This is a genomic window from Phocaeicola paurosaccharolyticus JCM 15092, assembly GCF_000613805.1.
GTDB classification, from domain to species: domain Bacteria; phylum Bacteroidota; class Bacteroidia; order Bacteroidales; family Bacteroidaceae; genus Phocaeicola; species Phocaeicola paurosaccharolyticus.
Genome location: NZ_BAJR01000048.1, coordinates 1 through 10,522 on the forward strand (window position 1 = coordinate 1; position 10,522 = coordinate 10,522).

Annotated in this window: 5 protein-coding genes and 1 pseudogene; 3 read left to right on the top strand and 3 right to left on the bottom strand. The window is 37.6% G+C overall.

Annotated features, from left to right (window positions below; genetic code table 11):
- Positions 1-1,081: 1,081 nt before the first annotated feature.
- The 3 genes from JCM15092_RS13600 (at position 1,082) to JCM15092_RS13610 (ending at position 5,487) form a co-directional block, all read left to right on the top strand.
- Positions 1,082-2,317, top strand: coding sequence for an LL-diaminopimelate aminotransferase (locus JCM15092_RS13600; protein WP_024995123.1), 1,236 nt, complete (start codon positions 1,082-1,084; stop codon positions 2,315-2,317).
- A gap of 34 nt (positions 2,318-2,351) precedes the next feature.
- The gene (locus tag JCM15092_RS13605) at positions 2,352-3,059 is read left to right on the top strand and encodes a hypothetical protein (protein ID WP_024995124.1); all 708 of its coding nucleotides are present in this window, start codon (positions 2,352-2,354) and stop codon (positions 3,057-3,059) included.
- Positions 3,060-3,297: 238 nt separating this feature from the next.
- Positions 3,298-5,487 (top strand): glutamine synthetase III family protein, encoded by a 2,190-nt coding sequence (locus JCM15092_RS13610; protein WP_024995125.1) that lies wholly within the window; start codon positions 3,298-3,300, stop codon positions 5,485-5,487.
- A 247-nt stretch (positions 5,488-5,734) separates the two neighbouring features.
- Here the strand turns inward: JCM15092_RS13610 and JCM15092_RS13615 are convergent, their stop codons facing one another.
- From JCM15092_RS13615 to JCM15092_RS16295, 3 genes and pseudogenes are all read right to left on the bottom strand, one after another.
- A complete protein-coding gene (locus tag JCM15092_RS13615) occupies positions 5,735-7,147 on the bottom strand; it encodes a glycoside hydrolase family 57 protein (RefSeq protein WP_024995126.1) in 1,413 nt (470 codons plus the stop codon).
- 15 nt (positions 7,148-7,162) lie between these two features.
- Positions 7,163-8,434 (bottom strand): glycosyltransferase family 4 protein, encoded by a 1,272-nt coding sequence (locus JCM15092_RS13620; RefSeq protein WP_024995127.1) that lies wholly within the window; start codon positions 8,432-8,434, stop codon positions 7,163-7,165.
- 2 nt (positions 8,435-8,436) lie between these two features.
- Positions 8,437-10,391, bottom strand: a pseudogene (locus JCM15092_RS16295) (glycogen debranching enzyme N-terminal domain-containing protein).
- Between the last annotated feature and the right edge of the window lie 131 nt (positions 10,392-10,522).

Here is a 10,522-nt window from a genome sequence, read left to right on the forward strand (position 1 = left end):
GATCATACCCAAAGCAATCATCATGTAGTCTCTCAACTCTCGAGCAACCCGCTGCTTATGCGTGGTTATAAATTCGGAACTCATATACTATATTTTAGTCTTTAAATGGTGAACAAAAGTAATAAAAGTATCTTGCATTTTGCGTTAAGAAAATCTTTTTCCAATGTATGCAAACTAAGATTATCAGTGTAAAATTGTGGAATCAAAAGCAGGCCCGGAAATACAATAAGCAAGAAGAGGCAAGATATATTACAGATATAATTAATTAATCACACATAAGTAACAAATTGCAATTTAATCAAATAATTATTCATCAAATTGCAATAGCTAACAAATCTTAAATTATTTGCAACTATTTTCAATATATTCCGAACTAAAATAAATATATTTGCATGTAATTAAAACAAATAGTTATCGTTATTGATAATTTTCAATCAAATTGATTAATTTATATAATTACTTAATAATTTATCTAAAAGCATTAAATACAGACTAACAAATAATGGTAAGTGAAAAATAGATCATAGAATGTTTTATTACTTAAGAAAACTATGTTCATTGCATTACTATATGCGTTAGAACAAAATTAAATAATAAAATAATTTGAGTATTAGCGACTTTAACTGTTATCTTGGTAATAGATTTTAATCACATAATGCTACAGAAAGAGAAGAAACGATTAACGAAATAACGCATATTATAGAAAAAAAAGTACTATTCTACATTCTTTTCTGTATAAAAACTGCTTTTAGCTATTTCGTAAATAATATAAAAAAAAGTAAATTTGCAGCTAATTAGACGAAAAGAGAATCAGACTCCTAACTTTTAGGAAAGAGAAACTTGGAATTAGTCAAATTGCTTAAGAGAAAATCAGTAATGATGAATATTTAGGAGATAATCTCAAAATATATAGCATTTGCAAAGGATTTCACACTTTCAACGTAACTGCAAAAATATCTTTTGATGTGAGTGACCTAATACTTGAAGTTAATAGGACATATATCAGCATATCAATGCTGTAAAGTGTTTTTATTGAGATATGGAATTATGAGTGGAAAAAACTTAAGCAACAATTATAACAATGGCACTAGTAAACGAACATTTCCTGAAATTGCCTGAAAGTTATCTTTTTTCCGACATCGCCAAAAAGATTAACACTTTCAAAGTAACTCACCCTAAAGCAGATATAATTAGGTTGGATATTGGAGATGTGACACTGCCACTCCCCCAAGCATCCATTGAGGCTATGCACAAAGCTGTTGATGAGATGGCACATAAAGAGACTTTTCATGGATACAGTCCCGAACATGGCTACAACTTCCTTATAGATGCAATCATTAAAAATGATTATCTGGCACGTGGAGTTCAGGTGGAAAACAGTGAGGTTTTTATTAACGATGGAGCAAAGAGTGATACTGGGAACTTTGGCGATATTCTACGTCATGATAACAGCATAGGTGTTACCGACCCGATTTATCCCGTCTATATTGACTCGAATGTGATGAGCGGAAGAGCCGGACTATTCGAGAATGACAGATGGAGCAACGTTGTCTACATGCCATGTAATATAGAGAACGGATTCATCCCTTCTATCCCGGATAAACGAGTTGACATAATCTATCTCTGCTACCCCAATAACCCTACAGGTACTGTTTTAAGTAAGAGTGAACTGAAGAAATGGGTCCACTACGCTATCAAAAATGATACTTTGATACTTTTCGATGCCGCTTACGAAGCCTACATAAAAGATGATAATATTCCTCACTCAATATATGAGATTAAAGGTGCCAAGAAAGTTGCGATAGAGTTCCGATCATTTTCAAAGACAGCAGGATTCACAGGAGTAAGATGCGGCTATACTGTAGTACCAAAAGAGGTTACAGCTGCTACACTTAATGGAGAGAGGAGGAATCTCAACAAATTATGGAGCCGATTACAGTGCATAAGGTTCAATGGCACATCATATATTACGCAAAGAGGAGCGGAAGCGATATACTCTCATGCAGGCAAAATGGAGGTAAAAAGCAATATAGACTACTACATGACTAATGCCACTATTATGCGAAAGGGTCTGGAGAAGTGTGGATTTAAGGTATTTGGAGGTGAAAATGCTCCTTACTTATGGCTCAAGACTCCTAACGGTAAAAGTTCATGGGACTTCTTTAATCAGATGCTTTACGAAGTAAATGTTGTGGGAACGCCTGGAATTGGATTCGGACCAAGTGGAGAAGGATTTATAAGACTGACCGCTTTTGGAGAACGAGAGAGATGTGAGGAGGCTATCAGAAGATTAGAAAAATCGGATATTATAGAATAACGAAAATAGATATTAATTAGTAAAAGAATAAAAGATGAAAAGATTTTTCAAGAACGCAATTTATGTAACAACATCACTAGTATTAATCACACCGTCTCAGTTGAATGCTCAAGATAAAGTTGAAGCTTCAGTCGGTGCAGACATAGTAAGTAGCTACATATGGCGTGGAGAAAACCTTGGAGGTATGAGCGTACAACCATCACTTTCATTGGAATATAAAGGTCTATCACTCGAGGCTTGGGGATCTGCAGGTCTACAGAAAGATGATGAAAAGGAACTTGACCTTACACTTGCTTATTCAAAAGACGGATTCACTATCGGTGTAACCGACTACTTCTTCACAGGTGGTCCTGGATATCTGCATTATGGTGCAAATAATACAGCACATACATTTGAAGCACAAGTCGGCTATGACTTCGGCCATTTGGCGCTCAACTGGTATACAAACTTTGCAGGCTACGACGGAGTTAATAAAAATGGAAACAGAGCATATTCATCATATATTTCACTTGCAGTGCCATTCTCTCTTGGAGGACTTGACTGGAATGCAGAGATTGGCGCTACACCATGGACAACTGATTTCTATAATGAAGGATCAAATGGATTCACCATTTGCGATATAAGCCTAGGCGCATCTAAAGATATTAAGATAACAGATAGTTTCACAGTACCTACTTTTGCAAAGGTAACAGTAAACCCAAAAACAGAAGCTTCATACTTTGTATTTGGAGTAAGTTTCTGACATAGGTTGCCATTTATGCGTGACGAAAAGATTTATTATCACAAAAATATTCATGTTTTTGACTATTATAATACATCTGTCAACACCTTTAGGTATCTTTGCAACTGCATAAGGTAAAATTAGGAAATTCTGTAACAAAGAGAAAACTATACAGATACACATCCTGGCCGGGTTTGATCGCCTTGCCAGGAACATTAGAAATTACTTATTAATTAACAACTGAACAAATTTAGGTATCATGTCAAAATTAAGATTCAGAGTAGTAGAATCGGCTTTTAAGAAAAAAGCAACTGCAGTAGAAGTGCCTGCGGAAAGACCTAGCGAATATTTCGCAAAATATGTGTTCAATCGCGAGAAGATGTTCAAATATCTTCCAAGCGCAGTCTTCGCAAAATTAGTTGACTCTATGGACAATGGAGCTCCACTTGACCGTTCTATAGCAGACCAAGTTGCTACCGGAATGAAGAAGTGGGCTACTGAGCTTGGAGTAACACACTACACTCACTGGTTCCAACCTCTTACAGAAGGTACAGCAGAAAAACATGATGCTTTTGTTGAACACGACGGAAAGGGAGGTATGATTGAGGAGTTCGCAGGAAAACTTCTTGTACAGCAAGAACCTGATGCTTCAAGTTTCCCTAACGGTGGTATACGTAACACCTTTGAGGCGCGCGGATACAGCGCTTGGGATCCTTCATCACCAGTTTTCATAGTCGATGATACCTTATGCATTCCAACAGTATTCATTGCATATACCGGTGAGTCACTAGACTATAAGGCTCCTCTATTGAAGTCTCTTTCGGCCGTAAATAAAGCTGCTTTGGATGTTTGCCACTATTTCAACCCAGAGGTAAAGAAAATAATTACTTATCTTGGATGGGAACAAGAGTACTTCCTTGTTGACGAAGGTCTTTATGCAGCACGACCAGATCTACTGCTGACAGGACGCACACTTATGGGACATGAAGCTTCTAAGAACCAACAATTGGAAGACCACTATTTCGGCGCTATCCCTTCAAGGGTGGCTGAGTTCATGAAAGATATTGAGATCCAGTCTTTGGAACTTGGTATCCCATTGAAAACACGCCATAATGAGGTTGCACCAAATCAGTTCGAATTCGCTCCTATCTACGAAGAGTGTAATTTGGCGGTAGACCACAACATGCTTTTGATGTCACTGATGAAAAGAGTTGCAAGAGTACATGGATTCCGCGTTCTTCTTCACGAAAAACCATTCAAAGGGGTTAACGGTTCCGGCAAGCATAACAACTGGTCACTAGGAACAGACACAGGATTGTTGCTGATGGCTCCAGGTAAGACTCCAGAGGACAATCTGCGATTCATCACATTCATTGTAAACACACTTATGGCTGTTTACAGACATAATGGATTGCTGAAAGCATCTATCATGAGTGCAACAAATGCTCATCGTCTTGGAGCAAACGAGGCTCCTCCTGCTATCATATCTTCATTCCTAGGTAAGCAACTTACTCAGGTTCTTGACCATATGGAAGAGAGCGAAAGCAATGATCTTGTATCTTTGAGAGGAAAGACAGGACTGAAACTTGATATTCCACAGATACCTGAACTTCTTATAGATAATACAGACAGAAACCGCACATCACCGTTTGCATTTACAGGAAATCGTTTTGAGTTCCGTGCTGCGGGTTCTCAGGCAAACAGTTCAAGTGCTATGATAGCACTAAATAGTGCTATGGCAGAACAGCTTACCATATTCAAAAAAGATGTAGATACATTGATAGCTAAAGGTGAACCAAAGATATCTGCAATCATTGAGATAATTCGCAAATATATCAAAGAGTGTAAACCTATCAGATTCGATGGTAACGGATATAGTGAAGAGTGGAAAGCCGAAGCAAAGAAAAGAGGTCTGGATTGCGAGACAAGTTGTCCTATAGTATTTGATAACTACCTCAAACCTGAAACTATTGCCATGTTCGAGTCTACTGGTGTAATGAACAGAAAAGAGCTGAAAGCGCGTAATGAGGTTAAATGGGATATGTACACCAAAAAGATCCAGATTGAGGCGAGAGTTTTAGGAGATTTGGCTATGAACCACATTATACCTGTAGCTACAGAGTATCAGAGCAAGCTAATAGACAATGTATATAAGATGAAGAGCCTCTTCCCTACCGATAAGGCTGAGAAACTTTCTTGTGAGAACATAAAACTTATTGAAGAGATTGCAGAACGCACAATATTCATCACAGAGCATGTGAACAAGATGGTTGAAATGCGTAAAGTGGTTAACAAGATAGAGTGTGAACGCGAAAAAGCTATCGCTTATCACGATAAGATTGCACCTATGTTGGAAGAGATACGCTATCACATTGATAAACTTGAATTGATTGTTGACAATCAGATGTGGCCATTACCTAAATATCGCGAATTACTATTTATAAGATAGTTATAAAATAAATAGACCTTTGTAGGTCTATTTAAATTCTAAGGAGAGATTTCATTCGAAGTCTCTTCTTTTTTATTTGTATTGGTGTTATAATTTTTATATTTGTAATTACAATAATATAAAGAGTATAACACTAATCCTTTGTTAACTAACTTGCCTATATTAAATACATAATAGAAAAAGCGGCTAAGGAATAACTCCTTCAACCGCTTTTTTAATATCTATATCAGAAAAATATTACCATGAATTATTTATCAGCCTTTACCTCAGCTTTTGATTTAGGTTTCTTTACTGTAGCATTCTTAGCAGAAGAACTTTTTGCTGCCTCGGCTTTAACTTCTGTACAGCCATTACTACAATCCTCATTGTCTTTTCTGAGTTTCTCCTGAAGTCTTTCCACCTCTTTATTCAATGCCAAAAGTTCTTCACCCTGGTTTCTGATTGTTGTAAGAAGAGAGTTCAACTCTTCATTCTCCATATCTACAGGGAAGAGAGAATTAACACGACGGATAAAGTCACCAAGGATATTCATATAGTTTGTGAAAGCATCGTATGCAGAATCATATATTCCTCTATCAATAGCGATTCCCGTATTCTTTGTTGTCATGAAACGGAAATTGTTACTTGCCTGAAGATAATCCCAGTCCTGTTTAATCTTCTTATCGTTGCATAGCAATACTCTTTCGGAAACACTATATAGTTTGCTGAAGGCTTCACGCTGCAATATGTTACCCAACCATGGAGAGATATCTCTCTCCTCGTCGGTCCAAGACATTGGATAGTGAACTTCAATATGATCAACAGATTTTAATTTCATTATTGCATCCGAAGGTGTTGAGAATGTGATACCTCTTGCCTTAGCACATGCAGGAAGGGCTTTCAGGAACTCCAATATATTAGATGAAAGAGACTGAGACATACCTATTGCTGAGAGCTCCATAAATATATTAATAACCTGCTCCTGATCTGGCATGTCAGCTACCCAACCGATATATGTATCAGCAAACAGAGGATATTCATTCCACTCTGAATTTGAGAATCTCAGGCTGATATCATCAGAAAGTTTGTAATCACGAAGTAAAACCTTTAAAGATGGATTAGCTATACAATGATATAAGTAATGAGGACTCTTCCATCCTAAAACATGTTTTGCTCCTTCAGCAAGCATTCCTTTGAAGCCCATATCGGCTACTATTGCACCAATCTCATCGTCGTAAATCAAGCTTGAATTTCTGAATACTGTAGGCTTCTTTCCAAAGATTTCCTTAATCTTTGTTCTCATTCTTTCCACCTCTTCTCTGAAGCACTCCTCATTTGCTAAAGACGAGAGGCCATGAGAATATGGTTCACAAAGGAACTCACAGCATCCGGTGTCATTAAGTTGATGAAGAAGTTCAATAACTTGAGGAGCATGAATTTCAAGCTGTTCAAGGGCTACGCCCGAAATAGACAAGGCAACTTTGAAAGCACCCTTGTTTGTCTTAGCCATATCGATAAGAGCATTCAATGCAGGAACGTACGATTTCTCTACTACCTCATTTATACCTTGCTCATTTGCATAGTCATCATAATAATAGTGATCTCTTCCAATCTCGAAGAAACGATATCTTTTCAGATGTATAATCTGATGTATTTCAAAATAGAGACATATTGTTTTCATATAGAGTTGTTTTTATTATTTTCTATAGTTTGCTAACACGTTATCATAGTGATTTCTCACCTTGACACCTACTTTATCCCAGGTTATGGCATCAACCTCTTTCTTTCCCTCTTCCTTAAGATAATTGTATAGTGAAGGATTTGAGCAGATAGAATAGATTGCATCTGCCATGGCATTAATATCCCAATAATCCGTCTTAATACATTTATCGAGAATCTCTGCACAACCAGACTGTTTAGAGATTATAGTAGGAACAGAGCACTGCATCGCTTCAAGTGGAGAGATACCGAACGGTTCGGATACTGAAGGCATGATATATACATCACTAGCCTTGAGCACTTCATAAACCTGATTTCCTTTCATGAAACCCGGGAAATGGAACCTGTCAGCGATGCCTCGTTCGGCAGCGAGACGTATCATGGCATTCATCATATCTCCACTACCTGCCATAACAAAACGTATGTTGCGGGTTCTTCTTAGAACCATTGCAGCTGCCTCTACAAAATATTCAGGACCCTTCTGCATTGTTATTCGTCCAAGGAAAGTAACAATTTTCTCGTTAGCACTCTTTTTTGGAACAATATCAAGTATCTCCTGAGCAAGAGGTGTAACTGCATTGTGTACGGTAAACACCTTATTAGGATTCTGATGATATTTATTTATAACAGTCTGCCTGGTCAACTCACTTACACACATTATGCAGTCGGCATAATCCATACCGTTCTTCTCAATACTATATACCGTAGGATTCACATTGCCTCTACTTCTGTCGAAGTCGGTTGCATGAACATGTATCACAAGAGGTTTCCCCGTTACCTGCTTAGCATGTATGCCGGCAGGATAAGTGAGCCAGTCGTGTGAGTGAATTATATCAAACTGTTGTTGACGAGCTACCACTCCTGCAACGATAGAGTAATTGTTTATCTCCTCGTGCAAGTTATCAGGATAGCGTCCTGAGAACTCCATACATCCCAAATCATTGAGATGCATATAGTTGAAATCGGCATATATATTATTTCTCAAGTCAAAATATAGCTGTGGATCCATGTACTTTCCTATCCTGTAGTTTACATAGTCCCAATCTACATCACGATATGCAATAGGAACGCTGTTCATTCCTATAATATTCAAGAAACTTCTGTCTTCATCACCCCATGGCTTAGGAATACAGAATGTTATCTCCATATCTTCCTGTTGTGCCATTCCTTTTGTTAGTCCGTAACTAGCTGTGCCCAGACCTCCGAGAATATGAGGAGGAAACTCCCATCCAAACATTAATACTTTCATCTTTATTCCTCCCTAAAATTAGAATTGTATCTGTTGAGTATATATAGTGTACGAAGGATCTCTGCCACATTCATTGCAAACGAGACAGCTCCTCTTCCTTTAAATGGAGGATTTCCATCGAAGAGCTCAGGTATTGAACCAATACAGTGTTGGGTCAGCTCATCTTCCAATCCAATCAGCTGTCTCTCTATAAAGCTTACTCCACTCATTTTATATATTCTGAGGTAAGCTTCAAAGTAGAAACCTTCAAGCCAAGGCCATGCTGTACCCTGATGATAAGCATAGTCGCGCTGTGACTGAGTACCCACATAATTTGGATTGTAACCACCACTCATTGGGCTTAATGAACGTATGCCTTTAGGAGTAAGCAACTCCTTGGTAACGATATCAAGAACCCTCTTTTTCTGTCGTGTATTCAAAGGAGAATAATCAAATGCTATTGAGAATATCATATTTGGACGTACACTCCAGTCCATCATATTGCCATCAACATAGTCAAGAAGATAACCATACTCATTAAGGAATGTGTCGACAAACGACTTGTTAAGCTTCTCAATGATGCCCTCAGCACCATTCAGTGACTCTATTTCACCTTGAGAATTAATAAGGTCTTTAGTAAAGCAGAGTGCATTATACCATAGAGTGTTTATCTCTACTATATATCCACTTCTTGGCACAACAGGATAACCATTTACAGTAGAGTTCATCCATGTAACTGCTTTATCGTGTCCGTCTACATAAATCAGACCGTTTTCATGAATTTCGATGAGAGGATGTTTTCCTGCGAGCATATACTCCATGATAGATTGTATCAAACCACCATATCTTGTTCTACACTCATCCTTCGATACCATCTTAGCATACTGCTGGATACACCATATTGCCCAGAGTAGTACATCCGGCTGTTCCATCTCATAAATCTTGATATCGTCATTCTTATTATCCATGAAATCAAGAATAGCCTTTCTAGCAGTCTCCATAACAGTCTCATACTTACTTCTCTCATCAATAGCAAGCATTAGCCCTGGAAGCGAGATAAACATGTCACGAGCTCTACACTTAAACCAAGGATAACCGGCAATCACATAATAGTTATCGCCCTGTTTATTGAGAAACTGATGAGCTGCATTTTTAAGAGTATGTTGGAAATTATCTCTAGGAGTTCTCTCCTCAAGCTCTTTCTGGAAAATGGAAGTTAGCGATGATGTCTTAATTTCTGAGATACCTCCTGAAAATATAACGCTCTCTCCCTTCTTCATCTCAAGTTCAAAATAACCTGGAACATATAGATCTTCATTGAAGTCGTAACCTCTCTCCTGCTCCTTAGGGTATTCTATTCCTCTATACCAATCAGGCTGGAATATAAACTCATTTTTCTTACTTAACTGCATAAAGAGTTCAGGATAATTAGGATACATACTGGTCTTGATACCATGATCAACAATCTGATAATCACGGCTTGCTGCACTATTCTCGTGTGTATACTGTTTAACACTTCTAAAAGCCAAGAAAGGACGAAGTCTCAAAGTAGTCTTTGAATGAGCCTCAACCAATGTATATCTAATCAGGATTCTATTTTCATGATGCACAAATAGCTTTTCTTTCTTCAACACCACTCCACCGACTCTATACCATGTCGTAGGAAACTTTTCACAGTCAAATTCACGTATGTATTTGTGTCCGCGAGGGCTATAGTTGTCCCCTCCATACTTATGAATTCCAAGGTTAAATTCAGCCCCATGTTGAATAACAGTTTCATCGAGCGAGGAGAGCAATACATGGTTTTCATCGTCAAGTTCCGGAATTGGAATAACTAGCAAACCATGATATTTCTTGTATTGCAATCAACGATTGTAGTACAGTGATAGGCTCCTGAACGATTGGTGCGAAGAACCTCTTTGGTAAGGGACTCTTCAAGGTTAGTCATTTGGGTCTTATCAAAACGTAAATAACTCATAGTTGATATTATTAAGGTTGTATATTTTTCTTATTATAACCCGTTGGCGGAATTAATTCACTAAAAAATGTCAGGAAATAAGTTGTGCATATCATTGATTATTAGTATTTTAATGGTGATCAAATTAATTT

Bases quoted from the DNA above. Each gene is read 5' to 3' on its own strand.
- JCM15092_RS13610 (WP_024995125.1), top strand. From the start codon at position 3,298: ATGTCAAAATTAAGATTCAGAGTAGTAGAATCGGCTTTTAAGAAAAAA.
- JCM15092_RS13605 (WP_024995124.1), top strand. From the start codon at position 2,352: ATGAAAAGATTTTTCAAGAACGCAATTTATGTAACAACATCACTAGTA.
- JCM15092_RS13620 (WP_024995127.1), bottom strand. From the start codon at position 8,434: ATGAAAGTATTAATGTTTGGATGGGAGTTTCCTCCTCATATTCTCGGA.
- JCM15092_RS13615 (WP_024995126.1), bottom strand. From the start codon at position 7,147: ATGAAAACAATATGTCTCTATTTTGAAATACATCAGATTATACATCTG.
- JCM15092_RS13600 (WP_024995123.1), top strand. From the start codon at position 1,082: ATGGCACTAGTAAACGAACATTTCCTGAAATTGCCTGAAAGTTATCTT.